Genomic DNA, 20837 nt, shown 5'->3' with positions numbered 1-20837 from the left:
AATCACGACTATGAATCTTGACGCTGTATATTCGGAGCTGACGCTCAAAACCAATGCCAAAATCGCGCTGGTGGTGCTGGACGGTCTGGGCGACCTGGCCACTAAAAACCAGGGGGAAATGACGCCGTTGGAAGCCGCCCGGACCCCCAATCTGGACGCTTTGGTGGCCCAAGGCTGCGCGCAGGGCCGCATGATTCCGGTGGCGCCGGGCATCACCCCTGGCAGCGGCCCCGGCCATCTGGCGCTCTTTGGTTATGACCCGCTGGAATACCAGGTGGGCCGCGGCGTCATTGAGGCCTTGGGGCTGGGCGTGGAATTGAAGGCGGGGGATGTTTGCGCGCGGGCCAATTTCGCCACCTTGGATGCCAAAGGCATCGTCACCGACCGCCGCGCCGGCCGCATCCCCACCGAAACCTGCGAGCGCCTGTGCAAGATGCTCGCCGACAAGGTGAAAAAAATTGGGGACACGGAAGTGATTATCAAAGCCGGCAAGGAACATCGCTTTGTGGTCGTTTTCCGCGGCAAAGGGCTGGAAGGGCCGCTGACCGATGCCGACCCCAACCGTGAAGGCTTCCCCATCCCGCAAGTCAAACCCCGCGACCCCGCCAACGCCAAACAAAAGAAAATGGCCAAACTGGTGGCCGATTTCTACAAGGCTGCCCTGCCCATCCTGCAAAATGAAAAACCAGCCAACGGCTTCCTGATGCGCGGCATCGCCCATCAACCGGAAATTCCGCTCTTTGAGGAGCGCTACCTCCTCAAGCCCGCCTGCCTGGCCGTGTATCCCATGTATAAAGGGCTGGCGCAACTGGTGGGCATGAAGAAGCTTGAAGGCCCGCAAACCATTGCCGAGCAATTCCGCGCTTATCAGGCGGAATACAGCAACTTCGATTTCTTCTTTATCCACTACAAATACACCGACAAATACGGTGAGGACGGCGATTTCGAGGCCAAGAAGAAGGCCATTGAGGAATTTGACGCTGCCCTGCCCATTCTGTTGGAGAAAAAACCGGATGTGCTGTGCATCACGGGCGATCATTCCACGCCGTGCGCGTTGAAGGCGCACTCCTGGCACCCGCAGCCGGTGCTGATTCATTCTGCTTACAGCGGCTCGGACAAACTGCAGCGGTTCACCGAAACCGGCGCCAATCAAGGTTCGCTGGGAGTCTTTGAGGCCAAGTACCTCATCCGTTTGCTGCAAGCCAACGCCCGCATGTTTGACAAGTTCGGCGCCTGAACGGCGCTCCCCCATGCGCAGCCCAACCGCGGCCATGGCCACGGATTACGAAATTGTGCGCCTGTCCAATGGCGTATGCAGCATCCGGGCCAGGGCGGCGGGCGAAACCTTCCACCCGGTCATCGGACCGGCCGCCGAGGCGCAGGCGTTGTACGTGCAACAAATGCGCCTCGCGGAACGTTTGGCGGCGCATCAGGGCGAATTTGTGGTCTGGGATGTCGGCCTGGGCGGCGCCGCCAATGCCCTCGCGGTGTTGGCTGCCGCCCGGGCCATTCCCTCATCCTTGCGGCTGCTCAGTTTTGACTGCACGCTGGAGCCCCTGCAATTTGCCCTTGCCCATGCCACCGAGCTGGGCTATCCGCGCGGGTGGGAACCGCTGCTGAGCCAGCTTGGGAAGCAGCAACATGCCGTGTTTCAAGCACAAGCCATGCGGGTGGTTTGGGAGGTGCGCGTGGGCGATTTCCCCGCCTTGCTTGGCGGGCCGCACGCCGCTTCCTGGCCCAAGCCGCATTTAATCCTCTACGATCCCTTTTCGCCCGCTCGCAACCCGGAGATGTGGACCCTGCCCCTGTTTCAAAGGCTGCATTCCTTGTTGGACCCGGGGCGGCCCTGCGCCATGGCCACCTATTCCCGCAGCACCATGCTGCGGGTCACCTGGCTCCTGGCGGGCTTTTTTGTGGGCACAGGTTGCGCCACCGGCGAAAAAGAGGAAACCACCCTGGCCGCCACGCATCTGGAGCTGGTGGAGCGCCCCCTTCCCCCGTCCTGGCTGGCACGGGCCAAACGCTCCACCTGTGCTGAGCCGCTCCAAGGCCCGCATTACCACCGACAGCGGATTTCTTCCGCAACCTGGGAAAAACTCCAGGCGCATCCGCAATTTCAGCCCTTGCACACCGGCCAGTCAGGCGTATTGTAAAGAGTGATGCAGGGTCAGGAAATTGCCGCGCTGAGCCTGGTGGCTCTGGCCGTCATGGCCTTGGGATGGCGCTGGTGGCGCCGCGCCCATGGCAAGGGACCGGCCTGCGGCCATTGCTGCGGGGGTCGCGACAGCGCCGCCCGCCCCATGAACGTGCATCTGCGCGCCTCCAAGGACGGCCCGGTCTCCGTCCAGTTGAAACCTCCCGCCGCATGAAAAACCTGCGCTTGAGCCGGGGCGAGTCATGGAGTAAAGTATCCACGGTGTCATCGTATGCATAGGATTAAGTCGTCGGTGCATTTTGCGCGCAATGCGGCGCGCACGGACCCCGCCTTGGGCGAGGGCGATTGGGTGCCCAACACCGATGTATATACCACCGACGAAGGGCTGGTCATCAAAGTGGAGCTGGCCGGCATGCGCCGGGAGGATTTGTCGCTTACGGTCGAGGAAAACCGCCTGCGCATCAGCGGCGACCGCCCCGACGGCTGCCGCGCTCCCAAATGCAACTTCCTCGTCATGGAAATCAACTACGGGCGGTTTGAGAATGTGATTGAAATCCCCAGCGGTTATGACTTGAGCCGCGCCACAGCCGCCTACGTGAACGGATTTTTGCGGATTGACATCCCCCTCCAACAAACCGAGCGCAACGGACACTCCTCCTCCGGACGCGGTTCCTGATTACGGGTGAGGGTTAGGCGGGGCGGCAGGGGGCGGTAACAGGGCCATGGTAACACCCGATACAGAGTTCATCTCGATTCTGACTGAAGGCGGAGAAACCACCGCCACCCGGCCCACGGGAAAAACCTTGCCAGACATTCTGCCCATCATGGGGCTGGCGGACATTGTGTTTTTCCCCGGCATGGTGGCGCCGCTGCTGGTGGAATCCGCCCAAGGCATCAAACTCATTGATGACGTGGTGGGGGGCGACCGTTTTCTGGGGTTGATTCTCCAGCACAAACCCGACTTGGAGGAGCCAGGCCCTGATGATTTGTTCCGCTTCGGCTGCGCGGCGCGGGTGCTCAAAATGCTCAAGTTCCCGGACAATACCGTCCGCGTGCTGGTGGAGGGGCTGCGGCGATTTCGGGTGGTGGAATATGTAGCCCATGCGCCCTATCTCAAGGCCCGGGTGGAATTGCTCAAGGACCAGTCCGAGAACTCCGTGGAAATGGAGGCGCTGGTGCGCAATGTCCAGGCCAGATTCCAGGAAATCATCAAACTTTCGCCAGCCTTGAGCGAACAGGTCAAGGTGGCCGCCCTGAACACGCATGAGCCGGGGCCGCTGACCGATTTGATTGCCCCCACGCTCAACATCAGCCTGCAAGACCGCCAGCAATTGCTGGAAAAGCCGGTGGTCAAAGACCGCTTGACCTTCCTGCTGCCCCTGATGCAGCGCGAGCTGGAGGTGCTTGCCCTGGGCACCAAAATCCAGAATGAAGTGGCCTCCAGCATGGCCAAGTCGCAGCGCGATTATTTCCTGCGCGAGCAAATCCGCGCCATCCAGCGCGAGCTGGGGGAAAGCGACCCCCAAATCACCGAATTAAACCAACTGCGCGAGCGCATCGAAAAGGACCCCCTGCCGGAAGAAGTGCGAAAAGTGGCCCTCAAGGAATGGGAGCGCTTGCAGCAAATCCCTCCCAACGTCGCCGAGTACACCGTCTCGCGCAATTATCTGGACTGGATTCTGGCGCTGCCGTGGGCCCGGACCACCGAGGACCAATTTGACCTGGATAAAGCCGCCCAACTGCTGGACGCCCAGCATTATGGCCTGCAAAAGGTAAAAGAACGTTTGCTGGAGTTTTTGGCTGTCCTGAAGCTCAAACGGGAAATCAAAGGCCCCATCCTCTGTCTGGTGGGGCCGCCCGGGGTGGGAAAAACCTCGCTGGGCAAAAGTGTGGCGGATGCCTTGGGCCGCAAGTTTGCCCGCATCGCGCTGGGTGGCATGCATGATGAGGCCGAAATCCGCGGCCATCGTCGCACCTACGTGGGCGCCATGCCCGGCCGCATCATCCAATGCCTGCGCCGCGTTGAGACCCGCAACCCCGTCATTTTGCTGGATGAATTGGACAAGGTGGGGGCGGATTTCCGCGGCGACCCGGCCTCAGCGCTGCTGGAAGTGCTGGACCCGCAACAAAACAACACGTTCACGGATAACTACCTCGATTTGCCCTTCGACCTCTCGCAGGTGCTGTTCATTACCACCGCCAACTGGCTGGAACCGGTGCACCCCGCCCTGCGCGACCGGTTGGAAGTCATCAACCTGCCCAGTTACACCGCGGAGGAGAAGCTGCAAATCGCCCGCCGCCATTTGCTGCCGCGGCAAATGGAGGAGCACGGCCTTACTCCCCGGCAGGTCTCCATCCCCGCCCCCACCATCAAGCGCATCATCAGCGATTACACCCGCGAGGCGGGGGTCCGCCAGCTTGAACGCGAAATGGCCTCCCTCCTGCGCAAATCGGCCCGGCGGCTGGTGGAAAATAACGGTCAAAGCCCGCGCATCATCATCAAACCCCAGGACCTGGAAAGCCATCTTGGGCCGCCCAAGTTTTTGAAGGACCAGACGGAAAAAATCAGCGATGCCGGCATTGCCATTGGGCTGGCCTGGACGCCGGTGGGCGGCGATGTGCTTTACATCGAAGCCACGCGCATGCCCGGCAGCGGCAAGCTGCTGCTCACCGGTTCGCTGGGGGATGTCATGAAAGAAAGCGCCCAAACCGCGCTGAGTTATCTGCGCAGCCAAAGCGCCAAATGGGGATGGAAGCTGGATGATCATGACAAATGGGACATTCATGTGCACGTGCCTGCCGGAGCCACCCCGAAGGATGGCCCCAGCGCCGGCGCCACCATTGCCGTGGCCCTGGCCTCCCTTCTCAGCCAGCGCCGGGTGCGCTCTGACCTGGCCATGACCGGCGAAATCAGCCTGCGCGGGCGCGTCCTGCGGGTGGGCGGGGTCAAAGAAAAGGTGCTCGCCGCCGCGCGGGCCGGCCTGAAACAGGTGGCGCTGCCCGAGGAAAACCGTGGTGACTGGAGCGAAGTGCCCGAGGAAGTGCGGCGCCGGCTGCAGGTGCATTTTGTCCGGCACGTGGATGAACTCATTCGCCTTGCCCTCCGTGCCCGATGAACTTTCCGCCCCTGCGCATCTTCCCTCTGCTGCTGTTGTGGCTGCTCCCTGGGGGTCTGCCTTCAACCGCCGCCCCGGACCCCGCCGCCGGCCAGGCTCTGGCCGCCGACTTGTGCGCCCTGAGTCCGGAGGAACCGGTGGAAATGACGGGCAAGGTGGTCATCCGCCAGCGCGGCCAGCCCGCGCGCGAGATTCCTTTTTTATTCAAAGTCATCCCGGGCCAGCCTCGCTGGACCAGTGTTTATCAAACCGTGGGCGGCGATTCCAACCTGCCGCCCCGCCAGTTGCTCATTCATCGGTCCCCCAACGCCCCCAACCTCTATGTCTTGGTCACGGCAGCGCCCGGCAGTCACACTTTCACACAAACCAACACCGCCATTACCCCCACGGAGGTTTTTGCCGGCTCGGATTTTTTCATTGGCGACCTTGGCCTGGAATTTCTGCGCTGGCGCGACCAAAAACTGCTGCGCAAGGAAATGACCATGAGCCGCCCCTGCCGCGTCCTCGAAAGCCGCCCCGGCCCCGGCGATGCCTCCCTGGGTTACAGCCGCGTGGTCTCGTGGATTGACAACGAAACCGGCGGCATCCTGCGCGCCCAGGCTTATGACGCCCAGGGCAGGCTGCTGAAGGAATTTGAACTGAACAGCTTCAAAAAAGTTGCCGGCCAGTATCGCCTCGAAGAAATGGAAATGCGCAACGTGCAAAGCCGCAGCCGCACGCGCCTGGTTTTCGATGTCAGCCAGCCCTGACCTGGCACAGGGCACTTCGCCTTTTTCTCAAGGGGCATCCTGTTTTGAACGCGCTTGGCGGCGTTAGCACGCGCTGGATGGGCTTGTCATCCCTAGAAGAAATGGGAATACTTCAACCATGAAGCCCACTCCATTGATTGAGACCATGCCTGGTGTCTCACGCCGGCGCTGGTTGATGCTCAGCAGCCTCCTGGCCATGGGCGCAACCCTCCCCAGGTTGCAGGCCGCTGAAAACGCCCCAACCCGCCGTAAAATGCGGATGGCTCTGACCCCCGGCAGCATTGGAGTGCGTGCCAATCAAATCGAAGCCATTCAACTGGCAGCCAAGCACGGCTTTGAAGCCGTCGAGCCTTACGCCAGTTATTTGGCCGGGCTTTCGGACGAGGCGCTGAAAACCTTGCGCGAGGACATGGCGGCACGCCAGTTGGCCTGGGCGGCGGCCGGTTTCCCGTTGCAATTTCGCGGAGATGACGCCGCCTACCAGGCCAGTCTCAAAGAATTGCCCAAAACCGCCGCTGCCCTGCAACGCGCAGGGGTGGAGCGCATGGGCACATGGCTTTCGCCCACCCATGCCACCCTGAACCGCGAGGAAAACTGGTCCCGCCATGTCACGCGCCTGCGGGAGGGCGCGCGCATTTTGCGCGACCATGGCCTGCGCCTGGGATTGGAATACGTGGGCACGCGCAGCGCCCGCGCGGGCAACCGGCAGGTCTTTCTCTATAACTTGCGGGACACCCTGGCCTTGATTCGGGACATCGGCGAGCCCAATGTCGGCGTGATTCTGGATAGCTGGCACTGGTGGCAGGCTGGAGAAACCGCTGCCGACCTGCTCAAGTTGAAAAACAGCGACGTCGTCTCGGTGGACTTGAACGACGCGCCCGCCGGCCTCGCCATTGAGCAACAACAGGATGGACGGCGAGAGTTGCCCATGGCCACCGGGGTCATACCGGTGCGGGATTTTTTGAACTCCCTGCAAAACATCGGCTACGATGGCCCGGTGCGCGCTGAACCCTTCAACCAGGCCCTGAATGACCTGGACAATGACGCCGCCTGCGCGGCCGTGGCGGCTGCCATGAAAAAGGCCTTTGCCTTGCTGGATTAGTTCCTTCGCTGGCCAACTTGGACGGCGGGCGTTCAGCCGTGCCACACCAGGCCTAGTTGGGTGGCCAGATGCCCCAGGTCCTCGCCGAGAGCCGGCAAACAAGCCTGCAGACGCGGCAGGTGCTGAGTAACCCAGGCCTCCGCCGTGGGCCCGCATTGCAATCCTCCTTGCAACCCCAACAAAGCTTGCCAAGCGCGCTGGTGTTGCTGGTGATACTCCTCGAACAATTCCCTGCCGCCCTGCTGCCGCAAGACCCGCGCCAGACGCCGGCCCAAATCATGCGCTTCCCACAATCCCGCATTCATGCTTTGCATGCCCGCCGGCCCGGTTTGGTGGGCCGCATCGCCCGCCAACCAGCAACGATCCACCCCAAAACGCCTCGCCACGCGGCGTTCAAAGCGCACCTGCCCATGCCACACCACCTCTTGGGGTTCGACTTTGAAGAAAGGCGCCCGCTGCTTGAGCCGCTCGCTGAGTTGCCCGACCAGCACATCCTGCGGGCCACGATGCACCACCTGAACCGGCTCGCGCAACTTGGGCTGAAATTCCTCCTCCGCCCGCGAGTTTTTGGAAAAAGCCCACCGCCCACGGTCCGGCCCCAGGGGCCAATAATAGGAAAGTCCGTTTTCTTCCAACACCACCAACGCCTCATGACCGGCCTCGGAGGGCAGAATAAACTCAAATATTTCATACGTCTCGGGCGCTGCCCCGGCTTGCCACTCGATGCCCATGGCCCGCCGCACATAAGAATGTTGCCCGTCGGCGCCCACCACATAATTGGCGTGATTCAAAAAGCTCTCCTTGACCACCCAGTCCCAGGTCGGAACGATGTAACCGGTGGCGCTTTCCGCCAGTTTTTCGACCGTGCTGAGCACTTCGGTGGTTTCGGGCACCAGGCTGGCCAGCCGATGATTCCACAGCAACTGCACATGAGACATCTGTCGCAACGCCTTTTCCAGCAGCCCCTCCAGCTCGCTTTGGGGTATGACTAAAACGTAAGGATAGCCGCCGCCCAACTGGTCCAGGCGCACTTCGCCCACTTTCTGATGGCGCAGGTAGAACACCTGTCGCTCAATGCGCCACCCGGCGCTCAATAATTCCCCGCCCAACCCGAGTTCGGCCAGCAAACGCAGGGTGCGCCCATGCAAAGCGCAGGCATAACTACGAGCCGCGCGCCGCCATTCCTGGTCCACCACCATGACCGGCACCCCTTCCCGGGCCAGCGTCAATGCCGCGACCATGCCGCTCGGCCCCGCCCCGACCACCAGAACATCCGTTTGTTCGTATTTGCGCATATGTGAATGATTGGCTGTTGCTCACTACCCTTCCACCTCAATATATCACCAAACATTCAACCACCAAGCCGCCCCGCCCCCCTTTGCATTTCCCGCTGCGCCAGCTTATGGTATATCAACATGAAGTCGCTGGACCCGGCTGACGCCCTCCTGGCAAACGCCGCCCTCGGCTGGCTGGAATTGGGCAATGCCCACGAAGCCAAAGCCGAGTTGGAGCGGCTTTCCCCTGGCGCGCAAAAGCATCCGGTCATCCTCGAACTGCAGTGGCGCATCGCTCACGAATTGGCGGATTGGCAAACAGCCCTTGCACTCGCCCGGCAGCAAATCCAGGCGGACCCCATTGAACCGGCTGGTTACATCCATCAGGCCTATGCCCTGCGCCGCGTAAAAGGGGGCGGACTGGAAAAAGCCCTCCACGCCCTCCTGCCCGCAGCCCGGCTTTTCCCGGAGCTGGACATCGTGCCCTATAACCTGGCCTGCTACGCTGCCCAGTTGGGCCGACTGGAGGAGGCCTGGGATTGGTTGCTCCGCGCCTTTCGCTTGACCGAAGACGCCACCCACCTGACCTCCATGGCCCTCAAGGATGACGATTTGCGCCCGTTGTGGCCCAAAATACGGACCCTCACCCAAATCCCCGGTAAAAAAGGCAAAGCATAAGCCCTATCATTCACCGGGGACACTATCGCACAAGTCCAACGGAGCCGTTTCGGCCGATTTTGAATTCGGATTTGCAGAAAGTGTGGCTTTTGCCATTGCATTCCCGCCCCATTTGCGGGATTTTTAGGCCGAGTTAGGAAACCGGAAATGCTGCCTCTCCCCTAGAGGGTGGGCGTCCGTAGCTCAATTGGATAGAGCTTCTGACTTCGGATCAGAAGGTTGCAGGTTCGAGTCCTGCCGGACGCGCCATAAATCAAAAGGATTTGCGTCACACATTCAACCAGCCTGCCTGACGGGAAACGTGGTTTTGCCAATACTTATGCCTCGGTTGGGGCTGGCCAACCCGTTCCCCCATCTGGGTGCCGGTGAACACATTGCGCTTTTCAGGTTCTGTGGGCAGAACATCGCGGCGTTTCACTACAGGCCGATTTGGCGTCTGCCGCGCCCACGCAGCGACAGAAGCCGTGGTAGTTGGCGCAGATGCCCCCAAAGATGGAAATCAGCCCCCAAAATAAAGGACGTCCCAAAATATGCAGCAGCTTGGGTTCGGAATGCGGCAGCAGGTAAATCCCCCAAGTCACCAGCAGGCAGCCCGTCACCAGGCAGGCGTGCCCGAAGAGCATCGTGGCGCCTCGACCGGGGCGGTAACTTAAATAAAGCAGCGAGCCGCCAATCATGGCGGGAATCACGCCGACCCATTTTAAGGGCAGCGCCAGCGACGCCAATCCGGCGAGTATAAGTAATCCGCCCAGGAGGGCGGCTATGGGTTGTTTGGGTTTCATATTATTCATACCTGCCATTATTAACCACACCTCAACTCCCAACAAGTTGCTGAAGGAGCAGACCCCGGACGCAGATTCTAGGTGGATGGTAGGGAAAAAGGAAGCGGTCTGATAAAAGCGGACCACTGGAATTGATATTGTCGGAGCATCACCATGCCCTGCATCGAGACAGGAGGGGCATGAACGCCACCAAACTGCATGGGCTCATGAGAGCAAGTGGCGGTTTGGTTTACTCAACAATTGGCCTCTTCGCCTCGGTGCACCCATTTGCGAGACGTAAAAAGCCAATGAATCCTCGATTTTTTGCGCCAGCAGACAAGCAATGCTATACTGTAGGACTTTGATCATGACAAGCATTCCATGGGATCGGGTGAATTGGCGTAACAGCGTGTTTTTGATGTCTCTTATTGTTCTGGCACTGGTTGGCCTGCCGATTTACCTGTGGCAGTACGGACTCGATTGGTACCAAGCCGCTCTTTTTCTGGTGTTTTTCAGCGCCACCGGCCTGAGCATCACCTTGGGATATCATCGTCTCTTTTCCCACCGCTCGTTTCGGGCCGCCTGGCCGGTGCGTCTGGCAACGCTGGTGTTTGGCGCGGCGGCGTTTGAAAACAGCGCCCTTTGCTGGGCCAGCGACCATCGGCGACACCACAAGCACACGGATAGTGATGACGACCCTTATGATATTTCCAAGGGTTTCTGGCACGCGCACATTGGGTGGATACTTTTCAAAATGGAGCCAGCCACAAATCTGGACAATGTGAAAGACCTGCAGGCCGATCCCCTGGTGCGCTGGCAACACCAACACTATCTCGCCATCGCCGGAGTCTGCGGTTTGCTGCTGCCGGCAGTCCTGGGCGGCCTGTGGGCCGGATGGCCGGGCGCGTTGGGCGGTTTTTTAATGGGGGGCGTGGCCCGCATCGTGGCGGTGCAGCAATTCACCTTCTTCATCAATTCCCTCTGCCACACCATCGGACGGCAGCCTTATTCCAGCCGCAATACCGCCAAGGACAGCGCCATCATGGCCTTTTTCACTTTTGGCGAGGGTTATCACAACTACCACCATGCCTTTCAGTACGACTACCGCAACGGCGTAAAACCGTGGCAGTTTGATCCCACCAAATGGACCATCTGGTTGCTGGCCCGCCTGGGCCTGGCTTCCGACCTGCGCCGCGTGCCAGCAGAACGCATCCTGCTGGCGGAGATAGAAGAAAAACAACGGCGGTTGGAATCTCGACTTCATCCCGCCATCGCCCCCAAGGTCCATCCCGCCCTCCCGCGCTTACAGGCCACCAAGGTCCGCCTGCAAGAGACCTTTGCTCGATGGGAGGCCAGGGAAATTGAATACCGCCAGGCCTTGCAAAACCGGCTGGCTTCCTCCCGCGAGAGGTGGGCCCTCATCCAGCGCGATTTCCGCGAAGCGACTGCGGCCCTGCGTTCCGCCATACGTGAATGGCAGGAGGCCTATGCGCATGTAGAGAATGCGCTGGCCTGATGACACCTGCTCCTTGGCTCCACACCCTTGTGTAATAGCAAGGCTTGTCCCTGCCGCCCGGCCGCGCAGCCAGCTTGGTGAATAAGGTTGGTATTTTCCATTTTCGAGGCTATTTTAACCCTGTGAGCAAGCTCACCAGAACCTGGGCGGCGTTGATGCTGGCGGCGTATGTGCTGGCAGCAATGCATTGTGTTCTGGAAGCGGTGCCTGGGTTCAGTTTTCTCAAGACTTGCTGTTTCGTTGATTCAGAATGCGCTCCCTCACCCGCCTCGCCGGATTGTCAAAGCGACGGTTGTGCCGTGGAAAAGGCCAAGTACCGCATTGAGGAGCACAGGGACCTGGTGCCCCAGCCGAAGTTGTCCCTGGCGTTGCTGCCGCTCCCCTCAGACCGGACGATAACGGTGCCCGCAAAAATTTGCCGCCTGACCGGCCAACCTCCTCCCGGACTTCTGCCAAGCTGGCAATTCTATCTTCGCGCGGCCTGGCCCCCACGGGCTCCTTCCGTTGTCGCCTGAACAATGGAATGCGGTTCGTTTAGGCTGACACGGCCTTCTTAAATTATTCCTGCGAGTGCGGTGTGCCCGCACGGCTTTCTTGAGTCAGCCTTTAAGTAAAGGGACGAAAACCATGGTTATTGGACTATGCGAAGGATTGGGCAGATTGAAAAACGGCGTTGGCCAACCTGGGCAGTCTGTTGGGTTATGGCGGGAGCCGTGACCCTGGCCGCCCCGGCGCCGCTGGTGGTGGTCACAAACAATGTGACGCTGGAAGAGGCCATCCGGCTGGCACTTGCCAATAATCCCTCTTTGCGCGCATCCAGTGCGCGCGCGGAGGCCTCCCTTGGCCGCGTCGAGCAGGCCAGGAAGTGGCCCAACCCCGAGTTGGAGATCAAAACAGAAGAATGGCCAATCACACGCGGGCGGGGCTTTTCCGACGCCAAACACACCCTCGCCATTGCTCAAACCCTGCCTTACCCCGGTAAAAAGTCGCTGGACCAACAAGTCGCAGGGGCGGAGGTCAAACTTTCCGAAACAGAGCTGGCACTACGTCGGACGGAATTGGTACGTGACGTCAAAATCGGTTTTTATCGCGTTTTGGCGCTGGAGCGGCTGCTCGGAGTATCCACCCAGTTGTTGGCGGTGGCCGAAGCTTCCGCCGCCACCGCCCAACGGCGGGTCGAGGCCGGCGCGGCAGCTTATCAGGAGCAACTGCGCGCAGAGGTACAACTGGAACAGGCCACCGCCGAGGTGGGGGAATTTCAACGTGAATGGGCAATGGCCCGGCAGCGCCTGGCCACGTTGCTGGGGCATCCGGAATTAAAAGATGCCACTTTCACCGGCACCCTGGCTGAGGTGGCCGATGATCTTGCCTTGACGCCCGAGGACCCGGCTTGGCTCGCACGGCATCCCAGCACCGCGGCCGCGCAAACTCATTTGGACCGGGCCAGGCTGGCTCATCGGCGCACGCGCCTGGAGCCCTACCCGGATATTAAATTGGCGTTGGGAGGCGGACGCATTGGGGAATCCGACCACGGAATCATTGAATTGGGCATCTCCTTCCCCCTCCCGCTCATTGACCGGGGCAGGGGCAAACAACAAGAGGCGCTGGCTCAGGTGAAAATGGCGGAAGCCGAGCTGCACCACGTGCAACAACTTTTACAACAGGAGCTGGCCAATGCCTTGAAACGTTACCGCACCGCCGCCGCCCAGGTAGCCCGCCATCGGGAACGCCTGCTGCCCAAAGCCGAGGAGGCGCTGCGCCTGGTTCAAAACGGATTCGAGGAAGGCAAATTCAATTTTATGGATTTGCTGGATACCCAGCGGACGGCTGCCGAGGCACGGCTGGCCTACTGGCAAAAATTGCTTGAACTCAATGTGGCCCGGGCTGAATTGGAAGCCTTGCTGCAGCCGCAGCCCATTCTGCCGTCCCTCTCTGATAAAAGCCTATGAAAACTGATTGTCTTGGAAAGATTCAGCCTGTTGCGCTGGTTGTTATGGTCACGCTGGCCATGTGGACCGGGTGCAAAAAACAGGACAGCCGCACCGACCTTGAAGGAGAGGACCACGCCGGCCATCAACATGGCGTGGTGCAGCGTCCGCCCACCAGCCGGCCGGCGGACGGGACATCGCCTGCCGGGGCGCGTTGCGCCGCGCACAACGCCCCCAAAGCATGGTGTTTCATTTGCGATGCCCGCCTGCGCGAGCCGGGCCGGCTGTGGTGCAACGAACACAACCGCTACGAGGACCGTTGCTGGCTGTGTCATCCTGAGGCCCAGGACAAGCAGCGGCTCTGGTGCAAAGAACACTCGCTCTACGAGGATGAATGTTTCCTCTGCCATCCCGAGCTGAAACAAAAATCATCGCCAAAGCCGGCCACCAGTGCCGCGTTGATGTGCCATGAACATAGCGTGCCAGAAGCCGAATGCGCGGTCTGCCGCCCGGAAGCCGTGGCACGCCTGCAACCCGGCGAAGGGCTAAAGGTTCGCCTCCCCTCCGCCCAGTCCATGGCGATGGTGGGCTTGCAAACTGCGGCGCCCCAACGAGGCACCGTCACCGACGGCGTTGAGTGCCTGGCGGAAGTGGTCTTCAACCAAAACCGGCTGGCCCAAATTGTCGCTCCCGTGGGAGGCATCATTCAAACCGTGGAGGCGGAGCTTGGCGCGCGCGTGGAGGAAAAACAGACCCTGGCCAAAATCTGGTCCGCGGCCATTGCCGAAGCGGTGGCCAAAGCGGTGTTGTCGCATCAGACCCTGGAACGAGAACGCAAGTTGCGGGCCAGCCGCGTCACCTCGCAAGCCGCGTTGGACGAGGCCGAAGCCGCCCACCAGGCCGTGTGCCAGCAATTACGGACTCTGGGGTTCACGGAACAACAAATTGACGAAGTGGGAAGGCAACCGCTGGAAAAAGTGCTCCTGGAAGTGCGCGCACCGTTTGCCGGAGAAATCATCGAACGCATGGTCGTGCGCGGCGCGTTGGTGGAGGCTGGCAAACCGCTGTTCAGCCTCGCCGACACCACCACCATGTGGGCCATGCTGCAAGTGCCGGAAGCCGCCCTCCCGCCGGTCAAAGTCGGCCAAACCGTGGAATTGCAGGTGGACTCTCTGCCGGGACGGGTGTTTCAGGGCAGGCTGACCTGGGTGGGGCCGGCGTTGGATGAACGCACTCGCATGGCCCGCGCCAAAGCCGAATTTCCCAACCCCGACGGGCTCCTCAAGGACAAAATGTTTGCCCGCGCGCGCATTGTGGTGCGCCGCACGGAGGGCGCCGTGCTGGTGCCCCGTGACGCCATTCAATATCTGGAAGGCAAACCTCTGGTGTTTGTTCAACGGGCGGAGGACCTCTTTGAAGTTCGGCCCGTGGTCCTGGGCGTGGGCACCGGCGGATACCGGGAAGTTCTCGCTGGATTGCAGCCTCATGAGCCGGTAGCCGTCAACCGGGCTTTCGCCCTGAAATCGGCCATGCTGATTTCCCGCTTGGGCGCAGGCTGTGCGGATGATTAAGGGGCCATATGTTGAACTGGATTATCAGCGCCTCGCTCAGGAACCGGCTGCTGGTGTGCGTGCTGGCTGGCGTGCTGGTGGCCGTGGGCATTCGCAACTTAACCCTCCTCCCCATTGACGCCTTCCCCGACACCACTCCGGTGCAGGTGCAAATCAATACCACGGCGCCCGCCCTCAATCCCCACGAGGTGGAGGCGCAAATCACCATCCCGGTGGAGCTGGCCATCAGCGGGCTGCCTGGCTTGCAAAATGTGCGCAGCCTTTCCCGGTTTGGCCTCTCGCAAGTGGTGGCCACCTTTGACGACCGCATCCACATTCTCAAAGCGCGCCAATTAATCACCGAGCGCCTGCAAACCGTCGAGCTGCCGGAAAGCTTGGAGCGTCCGCAACTGGGTCCCATCGCCACGGGACTGGGTGAAGTATTCCATTACCTGGTCTGGTCCACAAACACCAACCGGACCCTCACCGAATTGCGGATTCTGCAAGATTGGGTAATCAAACCTGAATTGCGCAAAGTGCGCGGCGTGGCCGAAGTCAACACGTGGGGCGGCTATGAAAAACAATACCATGTGGTGGTGGAAACCGAGCGTCTCATCAAATACCGGTTAACCTTGGAAGACCTGTTCACGGCGCTGCAGGCCAACAATCAGAATGTAGGCGGCGGCCAGATTGTGCGCAGCGGCGAAGCCCTGTTGGTGCATGGAGTGGGATTGACCACCAATGCGCAGGAAATCGCCAACATCGTGATTGCCAGCTTCAATGGCACACCGGTGCGGGTGGGAGACGTGGCGATGGTGAAGGAGGATCACGAAATCCGCCGCGGCGCGGTGACCGCCAATGGCCGCGGGGAGGCGGTGCTGGGACTGGGTTTCATGCTGATGGGAGAAAACAGCGCGGTGGTTACCCGCGCCTTGAAGGCCAGGCTGGCCGAAGTGCAAAAATCGCTGCCGCCCGATGTTAAATTGGAAGTGCTCTACGACCGGACGGAACTGGTGGACAAAGTCATTCACACCGTGCAGCACAACCTGCTGGCGGGGGCACTGCTGGTCATCGCGGTGTTGTTTGCCTTCCTGGGTAATCTGCGCGCGGGCTTGATTGTGGCGGCGGCCATTCCGCTATCCATGCTTTTCGCGGGTAATCTCATGCTGCAAACGGGCATCGCCGCAAGCCTGCTGAGCCTGGGCGCGATAGACTTCGGCCTGATTGTGGACAGTTCGGTCATCATGGTGGAAAATTGTGCGCGCCACGCCGCCCGTCACCAGGACCGCCCATGGATGGAGGTGATTCGGGAAGCCGCCCTTGAAGTGCGCCAGCCCACGTTGTATGGCGAGTTGATTATCCTGGTGGTGTTTCTGCCGGTGCTCACCTTGGAAGGGATTGAAGGCAAGTTGTTCCGTCCCATGGCGCTGACCATGATTTTTGCGCTGCTGGGTTCCCTGGTGCTGTCGCTGGTGCTCATGCCGGTGCTCGCCAGTCTGTTGCTGTCCCGCCACATGAAGACCACCGAGCCGTGGGTGGTGCGGGCGGCGCGCTGGTGTTATGCGCCGGTATTGGATGCCGCATTGCGGCATCGCGGCCTGGTGCTGGCCATGGCCGTAGCCATTGTCGCCGGCGGCGCCTGGCTGGCCACCCGCATGGGCGGCGAGTTCCTGCCCAAACTGGGGGAAGGCGCCATTGTGGCCACCAGTGTGCGGCTGGCCGGCATTTCGGTGGATGAATCTGTGGCCCAAAATCACCAAATCGAACAACGACTGCTGGCGGAGTTTCCGGACGAAATTGAGCACGTCTGGACGCGCCTGGGCACAGCAGAAGTGGCCACTGACCCCATGGGGGTGGAGCTGGCAGACTTTTTCCTGGCGCTCAAGCCGCGGGAGCAATGGCAGAAGGCGCGTACCCAGGCGGAATTAATCGAAAAACTGCGGGAGGTGCTCAACCAGGTGCCGGGGTTGCGGCCCGCCTTCAGCCAGCCCATCGAGATGCGCATGAATGAAATGATTGCCGGCGCGCGCGGCGACCTGGCCATCAAGATTTACGGGGACGATTTGGAAGAATTGCGGCGGCTGGGCCACGAGGTGCAAAGCGTGCTGGCCAGGATTCGCGGGGCCAGCGAAATTGCCGTCGAACAATTGACCGGCCAGACCTTCCTGCAGGTGCGCGTGAATCCGGAGGCAGTGGCCCGCTACGGCGTGCCCGCCCGGCACGTACTCAATGTTGTGGAGGCCGTAGGCTCGCGGCGTGTGGGGGAAGTTCGAGAGGGGCAAAGACGTTTCCCCCTGGTTGTCCGCCTGCCCGACACCCAACGCCAGGACCCCCAAGCGCTGGCCGCCACGTTAATCCCCACCGCAGCCGGGCCGGTGCTGCCGCTGCAACAGTTGGCGAATCTGACCGAAACAGAAGGCCCCTCCACCATCAACCGGGAATGGGGCCGTCGCCGCATCACCGTTCAATGCAACGTCCAAGGCCGGGACGTAAAAAGTTTCGTGGCCGAGGCCCGGGAAAGCATGGAGGCCCAAATCAAGCTGCCGCCCGGGTACTCCATGGAATGGGGGGGACAATTTGAAAACATGGAGCGCGCCAATCGCAAGCTGATGTTTGTTGTGCCGTTGGCGCTGGCCCTGGTTTTTATCCTGCTCTTTTTCAGTTTGAAATCCCTGCGCGATGTGCTGATTGTGGCCACGGGCATTCCCCTGGGGGCGGTGGGCGGGGTTTTATCCCTCTGGCTGCGGGACATGCCCTTCACGGTGAGCGCAGGCATTGGCTTTGTCGCCTTGAGCGGGGTGGCCATACTCAACGGTTTGGTCTTGGTCACTTTCATCCGGCAACAATGGGAGCAAGGCATGACCCCGGCTCAGGCCGTGCGCGAAGGATGCCTGGCGCGCTTGCGGCCGGTGTTGATGACGGCACTGGTGGCAGCGGTTGGGTTTTTGCCCATGGCCATCAACGTGGGGGTGGGGGGCGAAGTGCAGCGTCCGCTGGCCACGGTCGTTATCGGCGGCATCTTTACCAACACCCTGTTGACCCTCGTCGTTTTACCGGTGCTCTACGCAACTTTCTGCCCCCCACGCCAAAACCCGGCAACCCTTTCCCCGGCGGGCTGAACCTGCCTGATTTTTTATTTTGCGATCACTGCTGGCTTTGGAAGGCGTGGTTTTCATGAGCCGCCCCAGAGCGGCGCATTTTCAGGGCTGGCGACAGCCTTGATTACAGAAACCACCACCCATCGGGCCACCATGCCAAGGCCACAACTTATTGTTGGCGAGCCATTTGCATCCTACTATTAGTAGGGGCATGAGCCATAATTTTACACCTAAATTAACATTGTCATAAACCTGTTTTTTGATACACTTTGGACACGGGAGACATCGCCTGCGCAAGCCCAGGTGATGGCGCCTGAAATTACCCTGTCGAAAGCAGGGTAAAGCAACGTTTTATGAGTGCCAGTGTGGCCGACGAACAAGCCGTCAAACCTGCGGCGGAAGAAACCTACGACGCCTCCAAATTAGGAAAGCTCGAAGGGCTGGAAGCGGTGCGCAAAAAGCCCGGCATGTACATTGGCGGCACCGATGAACGGGCGTTGCATCATTGCGTGTCGGAGGTGCTGGACAATTCCGTGGATGAACACCTGGCCGGACATTGCAGCCGCATTGACGTCACCATCCACGTGGATGGCTCGATTTCCATCCGCGACAACGGCCGCGGCATCCCGGTGGACATTCATCCGCAGTACAAAATTCCGGGCGTGGAGATGGTGCTGACCACGTTGCATTCGGGCGGCAAATACGGCCAGGGCGGCTACAAGTTTTCCGGCGGCACCCACGGCGTGGGGGCCAAATGCGTCAATGCCGTCAGCGAATGGTTCAAGGTGGAGGTCAGTCGCGGCGGGCTGGTGCACCACATGGAATTTTCCCGCGGCAAAACGGTGAAGAAACTGGAGGTCATCGGCAAGGCCAAGGGCACCGGCACCCTGATTACCTTCATGCCAGACCCGGAAATCTTCAAGGAAACCACCGAGTTCAAGGCCGAAATCATTTCGCAACGGTTGCGCGAGCTGGCCTTTCTGAATGAGGGTTTGGAAATCACCTTCCTCGACGAGCGCAAACCCAACAGCGCGCGGGAGGTGTACTACTACAAGGACGGCATCGAGGAATTTGTCAAGCAGCTCAACAAAAGCAAGGTCCCGCTGCACCCCAAACCCATCAGCATCAGCCGCCAGGCGCGGTTGGAAACCGCGGAAAAAGAGGTGGAGGTACACGCGCAAATCGTCCTGCAATACAATGACAGTTACACCGAGCAGGTGCTCTGCTACACCAACACCATCCACAACCCGGACGGTGGGGCGCACCTGTCGGGCTTTCGCACGGCGTTGACGCGCTCCATCAACCAGTACGCCAGGCAAAATGACTTAATCAAAGACAAGGACCCGCAAATCACCGGCGATGATGTGCGCGAAGGTTTGACGGCGGTCATCAGCATCAAACACAGCGACCCCAAATTTGAATCGCAAACCAAGGTCAAGCTGCTGTCCCCCGAGGTGGAGGGCATCGTGTCCACCATCACCTACGAGGGGTTGATGACCTACTTTGACGCCAATCCCTCGGTGGCCAAAAAAATCATCGAAAAAAGCCTTAATGCCGCCCGGGCCCGGGAGGCGGCCCGCAAGGCGCGGGAGGCGGTGCGCAAAACCGCCATGACCGGCGGCGGGCTGCCCGGCAAGCTTGCGGATTGCAGCGATCGTGACCCGGCCAACACGGAGTTGTACATTGTCGAGGGCGACTCTGCCGGCGGCTCGGCCAAACAGGGGCGCGACCGGCGGTTTCAGGCCATTCTGCCCATTCGCGGCAAACTCATCAACGTGGAGAAAGCCCGCCTGGACAAGGTGCTGCAGAATGCCGAAATACGCACCATGATTACCGCCGTTGGCACCGGCATCGGCGATGGCGAAGGCGAAGGCGCGTTCAACCTGGAAAAACTGCGCTACCACAAAATCATCATCATGACCGATGCCGACGTGGACGGCGCGCACATCCGCACCCTGCTGTTGACGTTTTTCTACCGGCAGATGCCGCAGCTCATCAAGCATGGGTATGTTTATATTGCCCAGCCGCCCCTGTACCAAATCACCCGCAAGAAGCGGGTGGAATACGTCGAGGATGACGCCGCCCTGAATCGCATCCTGATTACGCTCGGCACCGATGAAGTGCGCCTCCGGCAACTGGAAACCCAGCGCGAGTTCAGCCAGAAGCAATTGTCGGAAATTTTGGAGCTGCTGGAGACGCTGGACAAATATGCGCGCGCCATTCGCCGGCATGGAGGGGATTTTGCCGCATACCTCGAAGCCCGCGACCCGAAGACGCTTGAACTGCCCAATCACCTGGTCAAAGTGCGCGAGGGCAACCAGGAAACCGTGCATTATTTTGTCACCGAGGCCCAGTTTGCCGCCTTCGCCGAGGCCAACCCCGACCTGGGCCTGTTTGGCGACGACGAGCCTGAAAACGGGCGGGAAAATGGCGCGGGCGGCGAAGGCGAAACCCGCAAGGCCGGCCCCACGCGGCGGGCCACCCATGTGGAATTGCACGAGAGCAAGAGCGTGGCGGAATTGCTGGCGCGCCTGACGCGCAAGGGATTGAAAATTGAGCACTACGCCGCGCAGGACCAGCCCCTGTTTGAATTGATTGAAGGCGAGGGCGAGAAGGAAACGGTCAAACCACTGTATTCCATCGCCGAGATTCTCACCGCCGTCAAAGAAGTCGGGCGCCGCGGCCTGCAAATCAAGCGGTTCAAGGGGCTGGGCGAAATGAACCCCAAAGAACTCTTTGAAACCACGATGAATCCGGAGCGCCGCAAGCTCCTGCGCATTGATTTGACAGACGCCGTCGAGGCGGAGGAGATGTTTACCAAACTCATGGGTGACGAAGTGGAACCGCGGCGGCAGTTCATTGAGGACAACGCCTTGAATGTGAGGAATCTGGACATTTAACGGCGCAACC

15 protein-coding genes and 1 tRNA gene are annotated in these 20837 nt (G+C 60.4%); 14 read left to right on the top strand and 2 right to left on the bottom strand.

The annotated features are described in order from the left end of the window. Positions 1–10: 10 nt before the first annotated feature. The 7 genes from NXS98_RS01935 (at position 11) to NXS98_RS01905 (ending at position 7122) form a co-directional block, all read left to right on the top strand. A complete protein-coding gene (locus NXS98_RS01935) occupies positions 11–1237 on the top strand; it encodes a 2,3-bisphosphoglycerate-independent phosphoglycerate mutase (RefSeq protein WP_283846779.1) in 1227 nt (408 codons plus the stop codon). Positions 1238–1250: 13 nt separating this feature from the next. Beyond that, complete coding sequence (locus tag NXS98_RS01930) at positions 1251–2153, top strand: MnmC family methyltransferase (RefSeq protein WP_283846778.1); 903 nt, start codon at positions 1251–1253, stop codon at positions 2151–2153. A 6-nt stretch (positions 2154–2159) separates the two neighbouring features. Next, the gene (locus NXS98_RS01925) at positions 2160–2369 is read left to right on the top strand and encodes a hypothetical protein (RefSeq protein WP_283846777.1); all 210 of its coding nucleotides are present in this window, start codon (positions 2160–2162) and stop codon (positions 2367–2369) included. A gap of 57 nt (positions 2370–2426) precedes the next feature. After that, on the top strand, positions 2427–2831 hold the full coding sequence (locus NXS98_RS01920; RefSeq protein ID WP_283846776.1) for an Hsp20/alpha crystallin family protein: 405 nt from the start codon (positions 2427–2429) through the stop codon (positions 2829–2831). Between the two features lie 46 nt (positions 2832–2877). Further along, positions 2878–5271 (top strand): endopeptidase La, encoded by a 2394-nt coding sequence (gene lon, locus NXS98_RS01915; protein WP_283846775.1) that lies wholly within the window; start codon positions 2878–2880, stop codon positions 5269–5271. Beyond that, positions 5268–6020, top strand: coding sequence for an outer membrane lipoprotein-sorting protein (locus tag NXS98_RS01910; protein ID WP_283846774.1), 753 nt, complete (start codon positions 5268–5270; stop codon positions 6018–6020). Before lon ends, NXS98_RS01910 begins: the two co-directional genes overlap by 4 nt. Before the next feature lie 118 nt (positions 6021–6138). Further along, complete coding sequence (locus tag NXS98_RS01905) at positions 6139–7122, top strand: sugar phosphate isomerase/epimerase family protein (protein ID WP_283846773.1); 984 nt, start codon at positions 6139–6141, stop codon at positions 7120–7122. A gap of 32 nt (positions 7123–7154) precedes the next feature. Here NXS98_RS01905 and NXS98_RS01900 read toward each other — a convergent pair whose 3' ends face one another. After that, positions 7155–8417, bottom strand: coding sequence for an FAD-dependent monooxygenase (locus NXS98_RS01900; RefSeq protein WP_283846772.1), 1263 nt, complete (start codon positions 8415–8417; stop codon positions 7155–7157). 120 nt (positions 8418–8537) lie between these two features. Here NXS98_RS01900 and NXS98_RS01895 point away from each other — a divergent pair, with 120 nt between their 5' ends. Next, the gene (locus tag NXS98_RS01895; protein ID WP_283846771.1) at positions 8538–9074 is read left to right on the top strand and encodes a tetratricopeptide repeat protein; all 537 of its coding nucleotides are present in this window, start codon (positions 8538–8540) and stop codon (positions 9072–9074) included. A gap of 172 nt (positions 9075–9246) precedes the next feature. After that, positions 9247–9323, top strand: a tRNA-Arg gene (locus tag NXS98_RS01890). Positions 9324–9457: 134 nt separating this feature from the next. On the opposite strand, the gene NXS98_RS01885 is transcribed toward NXS98_RS01890, so the two are convergent. Next, entirely contained in the window at positions 9458–9856 is a 399-nt protein-coding gene (locus NXS98_RS01885; RefSeq protein ID WP_283846770.1) for a hypothetical protein, read from the bottom strand. A 346-nt stretch (positions 9857–10202) separates the two neighbouring features. On the opposite strand from NXS98_RS01885, the gene NXS98_RS01880 reads away from it, so the two are divergent. From NXS98_RS01880 to gyrB, 5 genes are all read left to right on the top strand, one after another. Then, positions 10203–11351, top strand: a complete 1149-nt coding sequence (locus NXS98_RS01880) for an acyl-CoA desaturase (protein ID WP_283846769.1) — start codon at positions 10203–10205, stop codon at positions 11349–11351. Positions 11352–12052: 701 nt separating this feature from the next. Beyond that, positions 12053–13300 (top strand): TolC family protein, encoded by a 1248-nt coding sequence (locus tag NXS98_RS01875; RefSeq protein ID WP_283846768.1) that lies wholly within the window; start codon positions 12053–12055, stop codon positions 13298–13300. Next, positions 13297–14850, top strand: coding sequence for an efflux RND transporter periplasmic adaptor subunit (locus tag NXS98_RS01870; RefSeq protein ID WP_283846767.1), 1554 nt, complete (start codon positions 13297–13299; stop codon positions 14848–14850). The genes NXS98_RS01875 and NXS98_RS01870 overlap by 4 nt, the downstream gene beginning before the upstream one ends. Before the next feature lie 8 nt (positions 14851–14858). Beyond that, positions 14859–17948: an efflux RND transporter permease subunit gene (locus NXS98_RS01865; RefSeq protein ID WP_283846766.1), complete on the top strand. Its 3090-nt coding sequence runs from the start codon at positions 14859–14861 to the stop codon at positions 17946–17948. Positions 17949–18280: 332 nt separating this feature from the next. Continuing rightward, positions 18281–20827 (top strand): DNA topoisomerase (ATP-hydrolyzing) subunit B, encoded by a 2547-nt coding sequence (gene gyrB / locus NXS98_RS01860; protein WP_283846765.1) that lies wholly within the window; start codon positions 18281–18283, stop codon positions 20825–20827. Positions 20828–20837: the final 10 nt, after the last annotated feature.

The organism is Fontisphaera persica, from assembly GCF_024832785.1.
Classification (GTDB): domain Bacteria; phylum Verrucomicrobiota; class Verrucomicrobiia; order Limisphaerales; family Fontisphaeraceae; genus Fontisphaera; species Fontisphaera persica.
The sequence above is the reverse complement of the archived record's forward strand: the minus strand, read 5'-3'. Positions and strand labels throughout refer to the sequence as shown.